The 18,340-nt window shown below is 66.2% G+C and carries 17 protein-coding genes; 6 read left to right on the top strand and 11 right to left on the bottom strand.

Features of this window, described 5'->3' with window-relative positions; translation table 11 throughout:
* The first annotated feature begins 58 nt into the window (after positions 1 to 58).
* Positions 59 to 475, top strand: a complete 417-nt coding sequence (locus ACTJJX_RS13405; RefSeq protein ID WP_003099671.1) for a hypothetical protein — start codon at positions 59 to 61, stop codon at positions 473 to 475.
* Here ACTJJX_RS13405 and ACTJJX_RS13400 read toward each other — a convergent pair.
* Positions 453 to 1,646 carry an N-acetylmuramoyl-L-alanine amidase gene (locus ACTJJX_RS13400; RefSeq protein WP_003114144.1) on the bottom strand — a complete coding sequence of 398 codons (1,194 nt, stop codon included), beginning with the start codon at positions 1,644 to 1,646 and terminating at the stop codon, positions 453 to 455. The genes ACTJJX_RS13405 and ACTJJX_RS13400 overlap by 23 nt on opposite strands.
* 99 nt (positions 1,647 to 1,745) lie before the next feature.
* On the opposite strand from ACTJJX_RS13400, the gene folE2 reads away from it, so the two are divergent.
* Genes folE2 through ACTJJX_RS13385 form a run of 3 tightly spaced genes read left to right on the top strand, consistent with a single transcriptional unit; the run spans position 1,746 to position 4,539 of the window.
* Positions 1,746 to 2,642: a GTP cyclohydrolase FolE2 gene (gene folE2 / locus ACTJJX_RS13395; RefSeq protein ID WP_015649889.1), complete on the top strand. Its 897-nt coding sequence runs from the start codon at positions 1,746 to 1,748 to the stop codon at positions 2,640 to 2,642.
* The gene (locus ACTJJX_RS13390) at positions 2,639 to 3,199 is read left to right on the top strand and encodes a gamma carbonic anhydrase family protein (protein WP_003099663.1); all 561 of its coding nucleotides are present in this window, start codon (positions 2,639 to 2,641) and stop codon (positions 3,197 to 3,199) included. The genes folE2 and ACTJJX_RS13390 overlap by 4 nt, the downstream gene beginning before the upstream one ends.
* A 2-nt stretch (positions 3,200 to 3,201) precedes the next feature.
* Positions 3,202 to 4,539, top strand: a complete 1,338-nt coding sequence (locus ACTJJX_RS13385) for a dihydroorotase (RefSeq protein WP_003122312.1) — start codon at positions 3,202 to 3,204, stop codon at positions 4,537 to 4,539.
* Positions 4,540 to 4,583: 44 nt separating this feature from the next.
* Here the strand turns inward: ACTJJX_RS13385 and ACTJJX_RS13380 are convergent, their stop codons facing one another.
* From ACTJJX_RS13380 to cfaB, 5 genes are all read right to left on the bottom strand, one after another.
* Positions 4,584 to 5,828, bottom strand: a complete 1,245-nt coding sequence (locus ACTJJX_RS13380) for a serine hydrolase domain-containing protein (protein WP_003458380.1) — start codon at positions 5,826 to 5,828, stop codon at positions 4,584 to 4,586.
* Between the two features lie 86 nt (positions 5,829 to 5,914).
* Entirely contained in the window at positions 5,915 to 6,313 is a 399-nt protein-coding gene (locus ACTJJX_RS13375; protein WP_003099655.1) for a DUF1850 domain-containing protein, read from the bottom strand.
* The gene (locus ACTJJX_RS13370; RefSeq protein WP_003099653.1) at positions 6,310 to 8,334 is read right to left on the bottom strand and encodes a TRAP transporter permease; all 2,025 of its coding nucleotides are present in this window, start codon (positions 8,332 to 8,334) and stop codon (positions 6,310 to 6,312) included. Before ACTJJX_RS13370 ends, ACTJJX_RS13375 begins: the two co-directional genes overlap by 4 nt.
* A gap of 74 nt (positions 8,335 to 8,408) precedes the next feature.
* The gene (locus ACTJJX_RS13365) at positions 8,409 to 9,368 is read right to left on the bottom strand and encodes a TAXI family TRAP transporter solute-binding subunit (protein ID WP_016852296.1); all 960 of its coding nucleotides are present in this window, start codon (positions 9,366 to 9,368) and stop codon (positions 8,409 to 8,411) included.
* 163 nt (positions 9,369 to 9,531) lie between these two features.
* Positions 9,532 to 10,716 (bottom strand): C17 cyclopropane fatty acid synthase CfaB, encoded by a 1,185-nt coding sequence (gene cfaB, locus ACTJJX_RS13360; protein WP_003099645.1) that lies wholly within the window; start codon positions 10,714 to 10,716, stop codon positions 9,532 to 9,534.
* 237 nt (positions 10,717 to 10,953) lie between these two features.
* Here cfaB and ACTJJX_RS13355 point away from each other — a divergent pair, with 237 nt between their 5' ends.
* Both ACTJJX_RS13355 and ACTJJX_RS13350 read left to right on the top strand, forming a co-directional pair.
* Positions 10,954 to 11,577, top strand: a complete 624-nt coding sequence (locus ACTJJX_RS13355) for an HAD-IB family phosphatase (protein WP_003097106.1) — start codon at positions 10,954 to 10,956, stop codon at positions 11,575 to 11,577.
* 353 nt (positions 11,578 to 11,930) lie between these two features.
* Positions 11,931 to 13,136 (top strand): MFS transporter, encoded by a 1,206-nt coding sequence (locus ACTJJX_RS13350; RefSeq protein WP_016852297.1) that lies wholly within the window; start codon positions 11,931 to 11,933, stop codon positions 13,134 to 13,136.
* Positions 13,137 to 13,190: 54 nt separating this feature from the next.
* Here ACTJJX_RS13350 and glmS read toward each other — a convergent pair whose 3' ends face one another.
* From glmS to ACTJJX_RS13325, 5 genes are all read right to left on the bottom strand, one after another.
* Positions 13,191 to 15,026, bottom strand: coding sequence for a glutamine--fructose-6-phosphate transaminase (isomerizing) (gene glmS, locus ACTJJX_RS13345; RefSeq protein WP_003097120.1), 1,836 nt, complete (start codon positions 15,024 to 15,026; stop codon positions 13,191 to 13,193).
* Between the two features lie 15 nt (positions 15,027 to 15,041).
* Positions 15,042 to 15,815 carry a DeoR/GlpR family DNA-binding transcription regulator gene (locus ACTJJX_RS13340; RefSeq protein ID WP_003097123.1) on the bottom strand — a complete coding sequence of 258 codons (774 nt, stop codon included), beginning with the start codon at positions 15,813 to 15,815 and terminating at the stop codon, positions 15,042 to 15,044.
* Positions 15,816 to 15,882: 67 nt separating this feature from the next.
* Positions 15,883 to 16,392 (bottom strand): M23 family metallopeptidase, encoded by a 510-nt coding sequence (locus tag ACTJJX_RS13335; protein ID WP_003109146.1) that lies wholly within the window; start codon positions 16,390 to 16,392, stop codon positions 15,883 to 15,885.
* Between the two features lie 13 nt (positions 16,393 to 16,405).
* Positions 16,406 to 17,770, bottom strand: coding sequence for a bifunctional UDP-N-acetylglucosamine diphosphorylase/glucosamine-1-phosphate N-acetyltransferase GlmU (gene glmU / locus ACTJJX_RS13330; protein ID WP_003114651.1), 1,365 nt, complete (start codon positions 17,768 to 17,770; stop codon positions 16,406 to 16,408).
* Positions 17,771 to 17,890: 120 nt separating this feature from the next.
* Positions 17,891 to 18,316: a F0F1 ATP synthase subunit epsilon gene (locus tag ACTJJX_RS13325; RefSeq protein WP_003097128.1), complete on the bottom strand. Its 426-nt coding sequence runs from the start codon at positions 18,314 to 18,316 to the stop codon at positions 17,891 to 17,893.
* Between the last annotated feature and the right edge of the window lie 24 nt (positions 18,317 to 18,340).

Here is an 18,340-nt window from a genome sequence, read left to right as displayed (position 1 = left end):
GATGGCCCGCCAATCGCCTTCCGGCTACCCTGGGCCCACGTCATCCCGGGATCCACCGATGCGCCGCGTCCTCCGCCTTTACTGCCTGGCCCTCCTGCTGCTCGCTCCGGCGGCACAGGCGCAGGGCTTTCTTCCCGGCACCCGCCCGGCGGAATGCGCCTACCTGCGTACCGTTCTGGCCTGCATGGATCGGCTGGGCAACCACTACAGCGTCGCCACCGGCGGCAACGACACCTGGCTGCGCGGCTACGACGCGGCGAGCGGACGACGCTGGGCCCAGACCAATACGCGCTACGGGCGCCTGACCTTCTTCAGCGGCATCGCCAGCGATGGGGAAATCTGGGTCGGCCTCAGCCGCAACATCGGCTGGACCAGCATCAGCCGCCTGAGCAGTTCATCGGGCCAGCGCCAACGCCTGACCTGCGGGCGGGTCAGCGGCTGCAGCGAAGGCCCTAGCCGGGAGGCTGCGCGCTGAGCGCCGCCAGGTAGCTGCCGGCGGGAGGGCGTTGCCGGAAGTAGCCCTGCACGCCAGCGAAGATCGCCTCGGCCAGGCGCTGGCGATGGCGTTCGTCCATCAACCGGCGACAATCGCCGCGATTCGAGATGAAGCCGGTCTCCACCAGGATCGAAGGGATGTCCGGCGACTTGAGCACGGCGAAGCCGGCCTGCTCGACACGCTTCTGGTGCAGCGCGGTGACGTCCGACAACTGGCCGAGAACGCTGTGGCCGAGGTCCAGGCTGCTGGCGATGGTCGAACTCAGGGCCATGTCGAGGATCACCCCGGCGAGTACCTTGTCGCGGCCCTGTAGCGGCAGGTTGCCGCTGTTGCCGATCAGGTCGGCGCCGTTCTCGCGCTCGGCCATCCAGCGCGCCATGGTCGAGCTGGCGCCATGCTCGGAGAGGGCATATACCGACGCGCCGGAGGCGGTCAGTCGCGGCGCCGCGTCGGCGTGCACCGAAACGAACATGTCGGCGTTGTAGCGCCGGGCCACTTCCGGCCGCTTGCGCAGCGGGACGAACACATCGCCGTTGCGCACCAGGCGCGCCTTGAAGCCTTTCTCACGGTCGATCCGCCGCGCCAGCAGGCGGGCGATGGCCAGCGCCACGTCCTTTTCGCGCTCGCCCTTGCTACCGACCGCGCCGGGGTCCTTGCCGCCATGGCCGGCATCGACCACTACGAGGATGTCGCGGCCCGTCGAGGGTAGCGGGCGGGCCAGCGCCAGCATTGGCTCGGGGGGCGCCGCCAGCGCCTGTGGATATAGGTCCAGGACCAGGCGATGGCCCTTTCCCGCCTGCGGTTCCAGGGCGAAGCTGCGCGGCCTGACCGCTTGGCGCAGATCGAGGACGATGCGCGTCCCGCCGCCACCCAGTTGGCCACTGCGTATGGCGCGCACGGGGCCGTCCAGCGGTAGCTCGGAGAGCGTTGCGAGCAATTGCGCGTCGGGCAGGTCGAGGATCAACCGCTCGGGGGCCTGCAGGGAAAAGGTTCGATAACGCGGCGGGCCGTCCAGTTCCAGCACCAGGCGCCAGCTTTCCGAGGAATTCCAGGCCCGGGCCTGGCGGATTCGTACATTGGCGCTGGCGGCCAGGAACGGCTGGAGGGCCAGGCCGGCGAGCAGGCTTTGCAGGAGACGACGGCGCTTCATCGACGAAATACCCGATTGCAAGGGTCGGCATTAGCTAATACGTTATATTATAACATTCAAACCATTTCCAGGCCTTGCCTGCCCTTCTTCGAGTTCTCCATGAATGCCTTGACGCTTCCCGATATCGCCCGCCAGACCACCACCGCCGATCTTCCCCTGGACTGGGTCGGCATGCAGGGCATCGCCCTTCCCGTGCAGATCGGCGGGCAGAGGGTCGCCGCCGAAGCCGATGCCGGTGTCAGCCTGGACGACCCGCAGGCCCGCGGCATCCATATGTCGCGCCTCTACCTGGCGCTGGCCGAACTGGAACAGGGCGAGCTGGACCTTTCCTGCCTGCGCGCCGTCCTGCAACGCTTCCTCGCCAGCCACGCCGGCCTGTCGCGTCGCGCCTACCTGCGCCTACGCCTCGCGCCGCTGCTGCGGCGTCCGGCGCTGGTCAGCCCGCTGAGCGGCTGGAAACGTTATCCACTGGTGCTGGACACGCGCCTGGAAGGCGATGACTTCCAGGCCGAAGTCCATCTCGAGCTGACCTACTCCTCAACCTGCCCCTGTTCGGCGGCACTGGCCCGGCAATTGATCCAGGAGCGCTTCGACCAGGACTTCGCCGGACAGCCGCTCGATCATGCCAGCGTGCTTGCGTGGCTCGGCAGCAGCGCCGGCATCGTCGCCACCCCGCACAGCCAGCGCAGCAGCGCGCACCTGCGCATCGGCCTGGCGGAAGACTGCATCGGACTGCCCCTGGAAGAGCTGGCGGATCTCGGCGAAAGCGCCCTCGGCACCGCGGTGCAGACTGCGGTGAAACGCGCCGACGAGCAGGCCTTCGCCCTCGCCAACGGGCAGAACCTGATGTTCTGCGAGGACGCGGTGCGCCGGCTGCACCGCGCCCTGCAGGGCTATCCACAGGCGAGCCGGTTCTCCATACGGGTCGTCCATGCGGAAAGCCTGCATGCCCATGACGCCGTCGCCGAAAGCCATTGGCAGCGAGGTGCAGCATGATCCGCAAGAATCCCTCCGGCGACCTGCCGGTGATCGACGAATCGGCCTATGTGGACAAGACCGCGATCATCTGCGGCAAGGTGATCATCCAGGCCAACGTCTTCGTCGGTCCCTACGCAGTGATCCGTGCCGACGAAGTCGACGCCGACGGCGGCATGCAACCGATCGTGATCGGCGCCAACTCGAACATCCAGGACGGCGTGGTGATCCATTCCAAGTCGGGTGCCGCGGTGACCATCGGCGAGCACAGCTCCATCGCCCACCGCTCCATCGTCCACGGTCCTTGCGAAGTCGGCGACCGGGTCTTCATCGGCTTCAACAGCGTGCTGTTCAACTGCCGGGTCGGCGATGGCTGCGTGGTCCGCCACAACGCGGTGGTCGACGGCTGCGACCTGCCAGCGGGTTTCTACGTACCGTCCACCGAGCGCATCGGTCCGCGCACCGACCTGGCGAGCATGCCGCGGGTCAGCGTTTCCGCCAGCGAGTTCTCGGAAGACGTGGCGCGCACCAACGTCGACCTGGTACGCGGCTACAAGTCGCTGCAGAACGAGTTCTGAACATGCGAAGCCTGCTGATCCGCAATGCCCGGATGGTCAACGAGGGGCAGGTACGCGAAGGCGATCTGCTGGTCCGCCACGGTCGCATCGAACGCATCGCCGGCTGCCTGGAAAACTGCGGCGCCAGCCGGGAGATCGATGCCGCCGGACGCTACCTGCTGCCGGGAATGATCGACGACCAGGTGCACTTCCGCGAGCCGGGTTATCCACAGAAGGGCTCGATCGCCAGCGAATCCCGCGCCGCCGTGGCGGGCGGCATCACCAGTTTCATGGACATGCCCAATACCCGCCCGGCGACGCTGAGCCTCGAAGCGCTGGCGGAAAAGAAGCGCCTCGCCGCCGCCCATAGCGTGGCCAACTACGGTTTCCACTTCGGCGTCAGCCGCGACAACCTCGACACCGTGGCCGCCCTCGATCCACGCGAGGTCGCCGCGGTGAAGGTGTTCATGGGCGCCTCCACCGGCGACATGCTGGTGGACGACCTGCCGACCCTGGAGCGCCTGTTCGCCAGCGTTCCGACCCTGCTGCTGAGCCATTGCGAAGACACGCCGCGGATCGAAGCCAACCTGGCGCGCTGGCGACAACGCTTCGGTGAACGTATTCCGGCAGCCGCCCACCCGCGCATTCGCGACGCCGAGGCTTGCTACCGTTCCACCGCCCTGGCGGTGGAACTGGCGCAACGACATGGCACGCTGCTGCATGTCCTGCACTTATCCACAGCGCGTGAACTGGCCCTGTTCGAGGACAAGCCGCTGTGCCAGAAACGCATCACCGCGGAAGTCTGCGTCCACCATCTGCTGTTCGACGACAGCGACTACGCCCGCCTCGGCCATCTGCTCAAGTGCAACCCGGCGATCAAGAGCCGCGAGGACCGCGACGCCCTGCGCAGGGCGCTGGCCGGCAACCGCCTGGACGTGATCGGCACCGACCACGCGCCGCACGCCTGGGCCGAGAAGCAGCAGGCTTATCCACAGGCGCCGGCCGGCCTGCCACTGGTCCAGCATGCGTTGCCGGCACTCCTGGAGCTGGTCCGCGAAGGCTGGCTGTCGCTTGCCACCCTGGTGGCGAAGACCAGCCACCGGGTCGCCGAACTGTTCGCCATCGCCGATCGCGGTTTCCTCCGCGAAGGTTACTGGGCCGACCTGGTGCTGGTCAGCGAACTGGAGCACCCGGCGCTGGCCAGCGCCATGCCGCTGCTGTCGCGCTGCAACTGGACGCCGTTCCGCCACCGGGCATTCCACCATCGGATCGATACCACCATCGTCTCCGGGCAACTCGCCTGGCACGCGGGACGCCTGTCCGACGATTGCCAGGGACTGCCCCTGCGGTTTTCCCGCTGAAGTCTTGTCCACAGCCTGCTGTGGATATCCGTTAGCCCACGGCCCTAGCGCAGGGCTTTCACCGCCGCGCCAAGGAAGGCATAGGTCTCCTCCTCGCGATCGTCCATCTCCGGCTTCGGCCAGGCGCTCCAGACCACCGCCACGATCTTCTCCTTGCGGTTGATGTAGAGGTACTGGCCGAAGATGCCCTGGGCTTCGAAGGCCCCGCCGTCATGCTCGGGCAGGGCCTTGGCGCCCACCGGGAAGGTCCACCACTGGTAGCCGTAGCCGAGCGCGTATTCGCCATCGTAGAGCTTGCCCGGGGCCAGGTGGGAAGTAGCCTCGACGCGACTGGCACGATCGACCCAACCTTCGGGGAGGATACGTTCGCCATCGATCACCCCGTCCTCGAGGACGAACTGGCCGAAGCGGCCATAGTCGCGCAGGGTCGCGCTCAAGCCGCTGCTGCCGATCTCTTGCCCGGCCGGCGATTCCAGTTGCCAGAAGCCGTCGCTCTCCATGCCCATTCGCGCCCAGATCCGCTCGGACAGGTAGTCGCTCACCGGAATGCGGGTCGCCGCGTGCAGCAGCTCGCTCTGCAGATGCGACTCGCCGGTGCTGTAGGTGAAGTGGGTACCGCTCGGGTACTGCCGCGGCAGGCTCGCCAGCAGCCGCAGGATGCCACCGGGACGTTCGGCGAGCTGGGCGTCGAACATCTGCCGGCGGTCGGACTTCGGATCGCGATAGGTCTCGTTCCAGCGGACCCCGGAACTCATCTGCAGGACCTGCTCCACCGTCACCCCCTGGTAGGCGGAGCCGGCCAGGCTCGGCAGGTACTTGTCCACAGGCTGGTCGAGAGCCAGCAGGCCCTGCTGCACGGCGGCGCCCACCAGGGTCGAGGAGATCGACTTGACCACCGAGAACGAGGTCCAGCGCGTGCGTTCGTCGTTGCCCAGGCCGTAGCGCTCCAGGGCGACCTTGCCATCCTTGAGGACCAGCACCCCGCCAACGCGGTTGCGCCGCATGAAATCGTCGACGCCGTATTCCTCGCCGCCGATCCGGTAGCGCGGCGCGATGGCCACACCCGCCGGCAGCGGACGGACCTTGGTCCCCTTGTGGATAACCCGGGTCGGATAGACCTTGTCCATGTTCCGGTAGGTGTCCGGCTGGTATTCCGGGATCAGTTCATAGAGATCGGCGGCACGGCCGATCCGCGGGTTTTCCACAGCCGCGTCGGCGCCGGCCGAGCCGCTTGCCGAGACGAACAGTGCCAGCAGGGCCGGCCGGAAGACTGATATACAGCTACGCATGGACGTTTTCCTTATGACCGGAAGCAGCTCCGGCTTCGTCGTTTTTATGGATGTGGACTGGCGTCTCAGGGTTATCCACAGGACGTTCAGTCGCTCGGGTCCCGTATCGGACACGCCCAGAGTTCGACCGCCGGGCGCTCAGGGTCCGGCGGACCGATCCAGCGCGCCAGCGCATCGCAGCGCCCCTGACGGCAGATCCGGTAGTCGCCGGCCTCCGGTGTGCGCCCCAGCCGCAACGGTTGCAGCGGCGGCACCCCACGGTGGTAATGCCAGGCGCCGTCACGCAGCACGGCGCCCTCGGGAATCTCCATCCCCGCCCCGCTGCCCCGCACCCGGGCCTCTTCCAGCAGCAGGCCGCGCTCACTCAGGCGATAGTCTTCTTCCCAGAGCACCTTCTCGACCGTGTGTTGCCAGGCCAGGGTGAACGACTGCAGCGGCAGCGTCGCCCAGACGCTGCCGGCCATGCCCAGACACAGCGCGATCACGCCACCGCCTCGCGCGCACGCTGGCGCCAGAGGTGCCAGCCGATCACCAGCGCGCCGAGGACGAAGCCCAGCTCGTCGCTGATCGGCAAGGCCAGGACCAGGCTGGCCCCCGCGGCGAACGCCACCAGGCGCTCCCACCAGGCCAGCGGCCCCTGCAGGTAGCCGATGGAAGCCATGCCCCACAGGCCGATGGCCAGCACCGCCTTGCAGGTGACATAGAGCGTCGCCCCCCAACCGCCTTCCTGCAGCATCAGCGCCGGGGAATACACCGCCATGAACGGCACCACGAAACCCGCCAGGGCGATGCGCACCGCCCAGAAGCTGATCTTCAATCCCCTTTCCTTGGCGATCGGCGCGGCCGCGAAACAGGCCAGCGCCACCGGAGGGGTGAGGTCGGCGAGGATGCCGAAGTAGAAGACGAACATGTGCGAGACGATCAGCGGCACCCCCAGTTCCAGCAGCGCCGGCGCGGCGATGGAGCTGGTGATGATGTAGTTGGGGATGGTCGGGATGCCCATTCCCAGGACCAGGCAGGTGACCATGGTCAGGACCAGCGACAGCAGCAGGTTCTCCCGTCCCAGGTCGAGCACGTAGCTGGCGAAGGTGGTGGCGATGCCGGTCAGCGAAATCACCCCGATGATGACTCCCACCAGGGTGCAGGCGATGCCCACCGGAATCGCATGTCGCGCACCTTCGGCGAGGGCGCGGACGCAGATGCGCAGGGTTTCCCGGCCGCCACGGACGAACCAGCAGGCCAGGGCCAGGGCCGCGATCACGACGAAGATCACCCCGATGCCGAGGCGGAAGAACCCCGCGCAGAGCAGCCCCAGCGCCACCCAGAAGGCGATGCGCAGGCCGAGCGAGGACACCCGCAGGATGATCGCCGAACCGAGGATGACGATGGCGGTCAGCGCCAGGCCGATGGTTCCGGAGAACAGCGGCGTGCGCCCGGAGAACAGCAGCGCGATCAGCACCAGCAACGGAATCAGCAGGAACCAGCGCTCGCGGACGGCACCCCAGGCGCTGGGACACTGATCGCGCGGCAGGCCCTTTAGATCGGCCCGGCGGGCCTCGAGGTGGACCATCCAGTACACCGAGCCGAAATACAGCAGGGCCGGGATCAGCGCCGCCTTGGCGATCTCCACGTAGGGGACGTTGATGGTCTCGGCCATAATGAACGCCACCGCCCCCATCACCGGCGGCATCAGTTGGCTGCCCATGCTCGCGGTCGCCTCGACGCCGCCGGCGAACGCCGGCTTGTAGCCGAAACGCTTCATCAGCGGGATGGTGAACTGTCCGGTGGTGACCACGTTGGCCACGCCGGAGCCGGTGATGGTGCCCATCAGCGCCGAGGAGAATACCGAGACCTTGGCCGGCCCGCCGACCCGGTGACCGAACAGGCCCATGGCGAAATCGGTGAACAGGCGGATCATGCCGGCCTGCTCGAGGAAGGCGCCGAACAGGATGAACAGATAGATGTAGGTGGCCGATACGTAGGTCGGCGTGCCGTAGAGACCTTCGGTACCGAACGACAGCTGGTTGACGATCTGGTCGAAGCCGTAGCCGCGGTGGGCCAGGTCGCCCGGCAGGTGTTCGCCGAACAGGCCATAGGCAAGAAACAGCGCGCAGATGATCGGCAAGGCGATGCCCATCACCCGTCGCGCCGCCTCGAAGACCAGGACGATCAGCACCACGCCGACGACCATGTCGGCCTGGGTCAGCTCTCCGGAGCGCTGGATCAGGTCGCCCTCGAAAACCCACTGGTAGACCGCCGTGCCCAGGCCGGCCATGCCCAGCAACCAGGCCAGCGGCTGCCAGGGGCGACCTATGCCGAAGGCGGGATAGCTGATGTACACCACCAGCAACAGCAGTCCGACGTGCATTGCCCGCAGGACCTGGGTGGAAATCAGGGGAAAGGCCGCGGTGACGACCTGGAACACGGAAAAGGCCAGGGCCACGGCGAACAACGCGCGCGGCCAGTTTTCCGCCTCAAGATGCAGCCCGTTCTGATGATCGCTCATGCATCGACTCCCTACAGCCGGAAACGCGGGGAACCCGGTCCGCCGCACGGACCGGGGCTACGGAGAAACGGGCCTCACTCGGGCAGTACGCCCTTCTCCTTGTAGAAGCGCTCGGCGCCGGGATGCAGCGGAATCGGCAGGTTCTTCGCCGCCTTGTCCAGGGCGATGTCCTTGGCGGCAGCATGGGCGGTGACCAGGCGCGGCAGGTTGTCGAACATCAGCTTGGTCATCTGGTAGGCCAGCTCGTCGCTGACCCCGGAGTGGCTGACCAGGATATTGTCGATCGCCACCGTCGGCACGTCCTGCTCCTGGCCGTCGTAGGTGCCGGCGGGAATGCTCGCGGCGTGGTAGGCCGGGCTGTCGATCTTCGCCACCACGTCCGCCGGGATCGCGACGAAGGTGATCGGCATGGTCGAGGCCAGGTCGCGGATGGCCGCCATGCCCAGGCCGGAGGATTGCAGCGTAGCGTCGAGCTGGCGGTTCTTGATCAGCTCCACCGACTCGGCGTAGGGCAGGTACTCCACCTTGCCCATGTCCTCGTAGCTCAGGCCGGCGGCCTTGAAGATCGCCCGGGCGTTCAGCTCGGTACCGCTCTTGGGCGCGCCCACCGAAATGCGCTTGCCTTTCAGGTCGGCCAGGGTCATGATGCCCGAGGCTTGGCTGGCCACTACCTGGATATAGTTCGGATAGGTATTGCCGATAGCCCGCAGCTTCTTCAACGGCGCCTTGAAGCCGGCGTCGGCGACCCCGTTCCAGGCGTCGGCGACCGAGTCGCCCAGCGCCAGCGCCAGTTCTCCACGCCCGGCCTGCAACAGGTTGAGGTTCTCGACCGAAGCCTTGGTGGCCTGCACCGAGGTTTTCGCGCCCTGGATATCGTGTCCGTAGATCTGCGAGAGGCCGACCCCTATGGGGTAATAGACCCCGCTGGTGCCGCCGGTGAGGATATTGATGAAGGTCGGAGCGGCAAAGACCGCGGTACTGAAGGTCACCGTTGCGGCAAGCGTGAAAAGACCGAAGCGTCTGCTCAGCGACATGGGAAGTCTCCTGTTCTTATCGTTGTTGTCGCGCTGTCGCGGAAGCGTCCCGGCTTCCTTCGACCGCGCAGGACTTCGTGCAGACTAGACCGCCCCGCCACGCAGGACAATCAGCAAGGACCGATTGCGCGACCGGCTCCGCAAGGGAGCCGGTCGCCGGCGTTCAGGCGTACAGGTCGCGCCGCGACCAGGGCAGCTCGTGGGAGCCATCCTCGTGGGGGCGAATGGCGAGGATCTGGTGCAGGTTGATCCAGCCGCGCTTGAAGCCGTAGGCGCATCCGGCCAGGTACAGCCGCCAGATCCGCAGGGTTTCCTCGGGCACCAGGCGAGCCGCCTCCTTCAGCCTGGCTTCCAGGTTGGCGCTCCAGAAGTCCAGGGTCCGGGCGTAGTGCAGACGCAGGCTTTCCACGTCGACTACTTCCAGCCCGGCTTCGCTCATCCGCGCCACCGCCAGCGACAGGTGCGGCAGCTCGCCGTGGGGAAACACGTAGCGATCGATGAAGTCGCCGGCCCCCTTGCCAACCGGGCGGCCGTCGGTGTAGCGCGAGGTGATGCCGTGGTTCATCACCAGGCCGCCGGGACGCACCGCATCGTACAGTTGCTGGAAGTACAGCCCCAGGTTGGCGTGCCCGACGTGCTCGAACATGCCGACGCTGACCACCTTGTCGAAGCGGCCATCGCGCGGCAGGTCGCGGTAATCCAGCAGCTTGAGGGTGACCCGGTCCTCCAGGCCTTCGGCCTTGACCCGCTCCCGGCCGAGCGCCAGCTGCTCCTTGCTCAATGTGATGCCGGTGACCTCGACGCCGAACTCGCGAGCGGCCAGGCGCGCCAGCCCTCCCCAACCGCAACCGACATCGAGCAGCTTCTCGCCCGGCTGCAAACGCAGCTTGCGGCACAGGTGACGGAGCTTGGCCAGTTGCGCGGTGGCGAGGTCTTCCTTGCCGGTCTCGAAATAAGCGCAGGAATAGACCATTTCCGGATCCAGCCAGAGCTGGTAGAAATCGTTGGACAGGTCGTAGTGGTAATGGATGGCTTCGGCGTCGGTGTCCTTGTCGTGGCTTTCGCGAACCGGCGGCGCGCCGCCATCGGGTTCGCCGAGCGCTTCGCTGAGGGCATCGCCGATACCGATGACCTGGCTGATCGGTCCTTCGATGTCGAGACGCTTCTCGACGTAGGCCTTGCCCAGCGCATCGAGGCTGGGATGGGTGATCTCGGTTAGCAGCGAGGGATCGCGAATGACCATGGTTACCTGTGGATCCGGCCCCAGATCGAACGCCTGAGCATCGCCGATGCGGATCCGCAACGGCAGTTGCAGGGACAGCAACTCAGAGGGGAGCTGTGCAATCATGCCAAACCTCCTGGTCACAAGACGGAATCACTATAGTCCAGTACCTTGATAGAGTTTTGCTATCGGCTACTTAGCCTCCTATCTATCGATGCAAAACCCCTGAACACTCGGATTCAGGTTAGCAGCCAGTCTGCCTATGAATAATTGACAGTTTTGATATACAAACTTTCCCTTGCTGCAATAACGGAACGACGCATAGTCCGTGTCAAAGGAAAGGAAGCGATATAAGGAACGCCGATGAACGAGACCGTGTCCCTCGAAACACGCGAAGTACGCTTTCTCTCCGTGTTCGACTTCGACGGTACGCTGACATACCGAGACAGCTTCGTGCCCTTCCTGCGCTTCGCCTTCGGCAACCGAGTGTTCGTCCGCCGCATGCTGCGCATGGCAGGACCCAGCCTGGCCTATCTCTGCCGGCGTATCGGCCGCGACGACCTGAAGGCGCGCCTGATCGCCACCTTCCTCACCGATGTGCCCGTACATGTGCTGGAAGAGCGGGCGCTGGCCTACCAGAACCGCTTCTGGGAAACACTGATGCGTCCCCACGCATTGACCGCGGTGGCCGACCAGGTCAGCAGCGGCAGCACCGTGACCATCTGTTCCGCCTCCCCTTCGCTGCTACTCAGGCCGTTCGCCGAGAAGCTCGGCGTGCACCTGATCGCCACCGAGCTGGAAGTGGTAGACGGCGTACTGACCGGCAGGATCGTCGGCCGCAACTGCCGGCGCGACGAGAAAGTCTGCCGCCTGGAGCGGCACTACGGTCCGCTGACCCAATACTCCCTACGCGCCTGGGGCGACTCGCGCGGCGATACGGAACTGCTGGCGGCGGCGCTGGAGCGCTTCTGGAAACCGTTCCGCTGACCTGTTGCCGGGTATGGTCTGGTCCGAGTATCAATCCAAAGTGGGAACCAAACCGGGGCGAATGTCGCGATATCCGGCAGGAGAGCAGAATTCGGCTAACGTTCCGATAGGGTAGTTTCTCCTGCGCTCCCAAGCCCGGGCGGTTCCGCTTGCGGCGATACTCCGAAGCCTTCTTCGATGAAATCGTGCACTGGCGCCCGGAATCTCGCTTCGTTCCCTTCTTTTCTCCCCGCCGTTCCCGCACCAGCCACACAACCATCCCCTCCATAGCCCGAGCGGTTCAGCCCTGGCGCCGGCTCCGCGAGCCGGCGCCCCCTTGTCGTTCGTCCGCTCATTCAGCCAAAGAGAACATCATGAACCAGAAAATTTCCCCGCCTTCACAGAAGCTCGACGGCCTGTTCCTGCTGGCCCTGTCGATGGCCGTGTTCTTCGTCGGCGTGACCGAGTTCATGCTGTCCTCCATGCTCGGGCCGCTGGCGCAGGCGTTCCACACCACCACCAGCGGCGCCGCCTGGCTGATCTCCAGCTACGCGTTCTCCTATGCGATCGCCGCGCCGTTGCTGGGCTACTTCTCCGACCGCATGCAACGCAGGAAGCTGCTGCTGCTCGCCCTGATCCTCTTCGCGGTCGATACTCTGGCCATCGTCATCGCCCCGACCCTGGAAATTGCCGTCGTCCTGCGGGTAATCGGGGGCATCGCCTCGGCAATCATCATCCCAACCACCTTCGCCCTGGTCGCGGAAGTGGTCGCCCCGCAAAGACAGGCCGGTGCCATGGGCCAGGTGATGCTCGGCATGACCCTCGGCATTGCCGCCGGCCCGGCACTGGCCGGCCTCCTCTCGGACTTCTTCGGCTGGGCGGCGCCCTTCCTGATGGTCTCGTGCGGTTGCGTGCTGGTCTTCCTGATGGCGCGCCAGCGCCTTCCCGTGCAAGCCGTGGCACCGCGCGCCGAGGGCCACGCGCTGGGCTGGTGCAGGCAATGGAGCATCCTCAGGCCACTGATCGCCAAGGGTGCCTGGAACGGCACCGGGGTCGCCGGCCTGCTTCTCTCGGGAGAGGTGCTGCGCCAGCGCTACGGCTTCAGCACCGCGCAGATAGGCATCAGCATCGCCGCCTTCGGCGTGGGCCTGGCCGTGGGCAACCTCGCCGCGGGTTACCTGCGGCGCTACCTGAAGCGCGACGAAGACATGCTCCTGCTGGTGCTGGCGCTCCTGGTGCTATCGATGTCGACCTTCATGCTCCTGCCGCTACCGTTACCCGTGGCGCTCTGCTGCCTGGGCGCCTGGGGCGCCGCGCTGGGCCTGGGCGCGCCGGCGGGCACGGTGGTACTCGCCTCGCGCTCCGGGCCGGACAAGGGCATGGTGCTGTCGTTCGCCGAGACGTTCAACAACATCGCCATTCTCGCCAGCGTGCCCCTGGCTGTGCGACTGCTGGAGCTGAAGGGGCCGCCCGCCACCCTGTGGGTATTGGGCATCGGCCTGGGGATCGGCGCCTGGCTCACCGTGCTGGACTGGTTCGCCAGCCGCAGGAGCGACGAGGCGCTGCCGTTGCGCGATTGACGGCGAGCGCCGGGGCCGCATGCCTGCCCCGGCTTCTCGGGCACGCGGCCGGCGTTACTCGACGGTGACCGACTTGGCCAGGTTGCGCGGCTGGTCGACGTCGGTGCCCTTGAGCACGGCGACATGGTACGAGAGCAATTGCAACGGGATGGTGTAGAGGATCGGCGAGAGCACGTCGCCGATGTGCGGCATGCCCACCACATGGGTGCCCTCGCCAGCCTCGATGCCCGCGCCTTCGTCGGCGAACACCACCAGTTCGCCGCCGCGGGCGCGGACTTCCTGCAGGTTCGACTTGAGCTTCTCCACCAGCTCGTTGTTCGGCGCCACGGTAACCACCGGCATGTCGCTGTCCACCAGCGCCAGCGGGCCATGCTTGAGTTCGCCGGCCGGGTAGGCTTCGGCATGGATATAGGAAATTTCCTTGAGCTTCAGCGCGCCTTCCAGGGCCACCGGGAACTGCGCGCCACGGCCGAGGAACAGGGTGTGGTGCTTCTCGGCGAACAGCTCGGAAACCTTCTCCACCGTCCGGTTCATCGCCAGCGCCTCGCCCAGCCGGGTCGGCAGGCGACGCAGTTCGTCCACCAGCTCGGCTTCGACGCCATCGGCCAGGCGCTTCTGCACCTGGCCGATGCCCAGGGTCAGCAGCAGCAGGGCGACCAACTGGGTGGTGAAGGCCTTGGTCGAGGCCACGCCGATTTCCGGGCCGGCCTGGGTCAGCAGGGTCAGGTCGGATTCGCGCACCAGCGAACTGGTGGCAACGTTGCAGATCGCCACGCTGGAGAGGAAGCCCAGCTCCTTGGCGTTGCGCAGGGCAGCCAGGGTGTCGGCGGTCTCACCGGACTGGGAGATGGTGACGAACAGGCAATCCGGCTGCACCGCGACCTTGCGGTAGCGGAACTCGCTGGCGACCTCCACCTGGCAGGGAATCCCGGTCAGGCTTTCCAGCCAGTAACGGGCGACCATGCCGGCGTGGTAGCTGGTACCGCAGGCGACGATCTGCACGTTGCGAACCTTGGCGAACAGCTCCGCCGCCTGCGGGCCGAAGCTTTCCACCATTACCTGGTTCTGCCCGAGGCGGCCTTCCAGGGTGCGCTGCACGACGCTGGGCTGCTCGTGGATTTCCTTGAGCATGAAGTGCCGGTACTCGCCCTTGTCGGCGGCTTCGGCGCCTTCGTGGTACTGCACGGTCTCGCGCTGCACGTCGTTGCCCTGGACATCCCACAGGCGCACGCTGTCGCGACGGATCTCGGCGATATCGCCTTCTTCCAGGTAGATGAAGCGGTCGGTCACCTGGCGCAGCGCCAGTTGGTCGGAAGCGAGGAAGTTCTCGCCAAGCCCGAGGCCGATCACCAGCGGGCTGCCGCTGCGGGCGGCGACGATGCGGTCCGGCTGCGCCGCGCTGATCACTGCCAGGCCATAGGCCCCGTGCAATTCCTTGACCGCGTCCTTCAGCGCCAGGGTCAGGTCGCCGATGGACTGTAGCTTGTGGTGCAGCAGGTGGACGATGACCTCGGTGTCGGTCTGCGAGGTGAACACGTAGCCCAGGCCCTTGAGCCGCTCACGGAGAGGTTCGTGGTTCTCGATGATGCCGTTGTGCACCACCGCCAGTTCGTCGCTGGAGAAATGCGGGTGGGCGTTGCCTTCGGTTGGCGCGCCGTGGGTCGCCCAGCGGGTATGGGCGATGCCCAGGCGGCCGAGCAGCGGCGTACCGGCCAGGCCTTCCTCCAGGCTGGCGACCTTGCCGACCCGGCGGCAGCGCTGCAGCCTGCCTTCGTTATCGAAGACCGCCACGCCGGCGCTGTCGTAGCCGCGATACTCGAGGCGCTTGAGGCCTTCGATAAGGATGGGGGTGATGTTGCGCTCGGCGATCGCGCCTACGATTCCACACATGGGGTCTTTCTCCTTTCAGGGCTCGACCGGGGCGCAGATCAGCGTGACACCCCGGGCGGTTATCTGTTCGCGCGCGGAAGGTTCCAGGCGCTCGTCGGTAATCAGGGTATGGATGCTGCTCCAGGGCAATTCCTGGTTGGGAATGCGCCGACCGACCTTGTCGGCCTCGGCCATGACGATCACCTCGCGGGCGACCTCGGCCATCACCCGGCTCAGGCCCAGCAATTCGTTGAACGTGGTCGTCCCGCGTTCGAGATCAATGCCGTCGGCACCGATGAATAGTTGGTCGAAGTCATAGGAACGCAGCACCTGCTCGGCAACCTGCCCCTGGAACGACTCGGAATGCGGATCCCAGGTCCCCCCGGTCATCAGCAGCACCGGCTCGTGCTCCAGTTCGCGCAGGGCGTTGACCACGTTCAGCGAGTTGGTCATCACCACCAGGCCCGGCTTGTGCCCAAGCTCGGGGATCATCGCCGCGGTGGTGCTGCCACTGTCGATGATGATCCGCGCATGCTCGCGGATGCGCGCCGCGGCGGCGCGACCGATAGCCTGCTTGTAGGGCGAGACGGGCTGTGCGGCTTCGCCGATCAGTTCCTGCGGCATTGGCACCGCACCGCCGTAGCGACGCAACAGCAGGCCGTGGCTTTCCATGGCGGCGAGGTCCTTGCGGATGGTCACTTCCGAGGTGGAAAAGCGCTTGGCGAGTGCGTCCACGCTGACCTCGCCCTGCTCGGAAAGCAGCGCGAGGATGGCATGGCGACGTTGCGGCGTATTACGTTTCGAGATCACTTAAGTTTCGTTTCGAAAGAAAAGTGTGCGAATCAAAACTTATCCGGCGATTCCCGTCAATGACTTTTCATCGGCTCGGCAGCACCGTATTGGGATCGAGGTAGAACATTTTCTTCCAACCCTGGGTGCTGGCGTCGGCCAGCCAGGGATAGGGCAGCAAGGTGATGATCGCGTAGTGCAGGTGGGCCGGCTTGCCGCGCGCGTTGCCGGTGGTTCCGACCGCACCCAGGCGGGAACCGGCGAGGACCGGCTGGCCCGGATAGGTGTCGAGGCTATCGAGATGGGCGTAGTAATGCAGGCGCCACTTGGGCGCCAGCACCAGGACGACCTTGCCGCCGAGGGCGATCTCCCCGCGATAGAGCACCAGGCCGTAGCTGGCGGAGCGTACGGGGGTGCCGCTGCGGGCGAAGATGTCGATGCCCTTGTGCACTCCGGAGCGCCCCCAGGGCTCGAACCAGAAGGTTCGCGGATTCCAGTCGCGGGCACTGGCGCCTTCGACGGGTATCCGCGGCCATTCGGGCAGCACCGCCCAGGCTATGAGCAGCCCCAGCACGATCCATTTCGCAGGCTTCGGCATCCGTGCCGCTCCGTTACTTCTTGATTTTTTCCGGGCGCTTCCAGTTTTCCAGGTTCTTCTGCCGGGCGCGGCCGAAGGCCAGGTTCTTCGCCGGAACCTCATGGGTGATGGTGGAGCCGGCCGCGGTCGTCGCGCCATCGCCGATCTTCAGCGGCGCCACCAGCGAGTTGTTCGAGCCGATGAACACATCGTCGCCCAGCTCGGTACGGAATTTGTTCGCGCCATCGTAGTTGCAGGTGATGGTGCCGGCGCCGATGTTGCAGTTGGCGCCCAGCTCGGCATCGCCCAGGTAGCTCAGGTGGCCGGCCTTGCTGCCCTCGCCCAGGCGGGCATTCTTCAGTTCGACGAAGTTGCCGACATGGGCCCGAGCGCCGAGCACGCTGCCCGGACGCAGGCGGGCGAACGGACCGGCATCGCTACCCTCGCCCAGCTCCGCGCCTTCCAGGTGGCTGTTGGCCTTGATCACCGCGCCACGCCGCAGGACGCTGTCGCGAATCACGCAGTTCGGTCCGATGCGCACGTCGTCCTCGATCACCACGCGGCCTTCCAGCACCACGTTGACGTCGATCAGCACGTCGCGGCCGACCGAGATTTCGCCACGGACATCCAGGCGCTGCGGATCGAGCAGGGTCACGCCCTGGCGCATCAGCTCCTCCGCGCGCAGGCGCTGGTAGTGACGCTCCAGCTGGGCCTGTTGCATGCGGTCATTGACGCCCTGCACTTCCATCGCGTCCAGCGGTTGGGCGCTGGCTACCACCAGGCCGTCGCCGACCGCCATGGCGATCACGTCGGTCAGGTAGTACTCGCCCTGGGCGTTGTCGTTGGACAGGCGGCCGAGCCAGTCGGCAAGGCGCTTGCCCGGCACCGCGAGGATGCCGGTGTTGATCTCGCCGATCTGGCGCTGCGCCGGGGTCGCGTCCTTGTGCTCGACGATGGCCTGCACCGCGCCCTGGTCGTCACGGACGATGCGGCCGTAGCCGGTGGGGTCGAGCATGTCGACGGTGAGCAGCGACAACTGGTCCGGGGTGACTTGCGCCAGCAGGCGCTGCAAGGTGTCCAGCTGGATCAGCGGCACGTCGCCGTAGAGGATCAGCACCTGGTCTGCACTGAGGAACGGCAGGGCCTGGGCCACCGCATGGCCCGTACCGAGCTGTTCGGCCTGGAGCACGAAATTCAGGTCGTCGGCGGCCATCCGCTCACGCACCAGATCCGCGCCGTGGCCGATCACCACGTGGATCCGTTCCGGCTGCAACTGGCGCGCGCAGTCGATGACGTGGCCGAGCATCGGCTTGCCGGCAATGGGATGGAGGACCTTGGGCAGGGCCGAACGCATGCGGGTGCCCTGGCCGGCGGCGAGAATCACGATTTCAAGGGACATGGACTGGACTACCGTTCCTGGTGGTCACAGGCAAAACCTGTGAGTGAAGATGCAAAACGAAAAAAGGGTAGCCCACAGGCTACCCTTTTCCCTGACACCGCTAGAAGTACCGGCTGGAAATCAGCCGCCGAACTTCTTGCGCAGTTGCTGGACGGTGCGCAGCTGGGCTGCGGCTTCGGCCAGACGCGCGGCAGCGGCGCTGTAGTCGAACTCGGCGCCCTTGCCCTGCAGCGCCTTTTCGGCAGCCTTCAGGGCTTCCTGGGCGGCCGCTTCGTCGAGGTCGCCGGCACGAACCACGGTGTCGGCGAGGACCTTGACCATGTTCGGCTGGACTTCGAGGAAACCGCCGGAGATGTAGTACACCTCCTGCTCGCCGCCCTGCTTGACCAGGCGGATAGGGCCCGGTTTCAGGTCGGTGATCAGCGGCGCGTGGCCCGGGGCGATACCCAGGTCACCCAGAGCGCCGTGCGCGATAACCATCTCGACCAGGCCGGAGAAGATCTCCGCCTCGGCGCTGACGATGTCGCAATGGACTGTTATGGCCATACGCTTGCCTCACATGAGCGCCCG

The organism is Pseudomonas sp. 22490 (assembly GCF_052044465.1).
In the GTDB taxonomy this organism is placed as follows: domain Bacteria; phylum Pseudomonadota; class Gammaproteobacteria; order Pseudomonadales; family Pseudomonadaceae; genus Pseudomonas; species Pseudomonas aeruginosa.
Note: the sequence above shows the minus strand (reverse complement) of the source record. Positions and strands in the feature narration are given on the sequence as shown.

What these genes read in the sequence shown, in the direction of transcription:
- glmS (WP_003097120.1), bottom strand. Translation starts at nt 15,026, where the DNA reads ATGTGTGGAATCGTAGGCGCGATCGCCGAGCGCAACATCACCCCCATC.
- glmU (WP_003114651.1), bottom strand. Translation starts at nt 17,770, where the DNA reads ATGTCCCTTGAAATCGTGATTCTCGCCGCCGGCCAGGGCACCCGCATG.
- ACTJJX_RS13405 (WP_003099671.1), top strand. Translation starts at nt 59, where the DNA reads ATGCGCCGCGTCCTCCGCCTTTACTGCCTGGCCCTCCTGCTGCTCGCT.
- ACTJJX_RS13350 (WP_016852297.1), top strand. Translation starts at nt 11,931, where the DNA reads ATGAACCAGAAAATTTCCCCGCCTTCACAGAAGCTCGACGGCCTGTTC.
- ACTJJX_RS13390 (WP_003099663.1), top strand. Translation starts at nt 2,639, where the DNA reads ATGATCCGCAAGAATCCCTCCGGCGACCTGCCGGTGATCGACGAATCG.
- ACTJJX_RS13325 (WP_003097128.1), bottom strand. Translation starts at nt 18,316, where the DNA reads ATGGCCATAACAGTCCATTGCGACATCGTCAGCGCCGAGGCGGAGATC.
- ACTJJX_RS13380 (WP_003458380.1), bottom strand. Translation starts at nt 5,828, where the DNA reads ATGCGTAGCTGTATATCAGTCTTCCGGCCGGCCCTGCTGGCACTGTTC.
- ACTJJX_RS13355 (WP_003097106.1), top strand. Translation starts at nt 10,954, where the DNA reads ATGAACGAGACCGTGTCCCTCGAAACACGCGAAGTACGCTTTCTCTCC.
- ACTJJX_RS13400 (WP_003114144.1), bottom strand. Translation starts at nt 1,646, where the DNA reads ATGAAGCGCCGTCGTCTCCTGCAAAGCCTGCTCGCCGGCCTGGCCCTC.
- ACTJJX_RS13335 (WP_003109146.1), bottom strand. Translation starts at nt 16,392, where the DNA reads ATGCCGAAGCCTGCGAAATGGATCGTGCTGGGGCTGCTCATAGCCTGG.
- cfaB (WP_003099645.1), bottom strand. Translation starts at nt 10,716, where the DNA reads ATGATTGCACAGCTCCCCTCTGAGTTGCTGTCCCTGCAACTGCCGTTG.
- folE2 (WP_015649889.1), top strand. Translation starts at nt 1,746, where the DNA reads ATGAATGCCTTGACGCTTCCCGATATCGCCCGCCAGACCACCACCGCC.
- ACTJJX_RS13385 (WP_003122312.1), top strand. Translation starts at nt 3,202, where the DNA reads ATGCGAAGCCTGCTGATCCGCAATGCCCGGATGGTCAACGAGGGGCAG.
- ACTJJX_RS13365 (WP_016852296.1), bottom strand. Translation starts at nt 9,368, where the DNA reads ATGTCGCTGAGCAGACGCTTCGGTCTTTTCACGCTTGCCGCAACGGTG.
- ACTJJX_RS13370 (WP_003099653.1), bottom strand. Translation starts at nt 8,334, where the DNA reads ATGAGCGATCATCAGAACGGGCTGCATCTTGAGGCGGAAAACTGGCCG.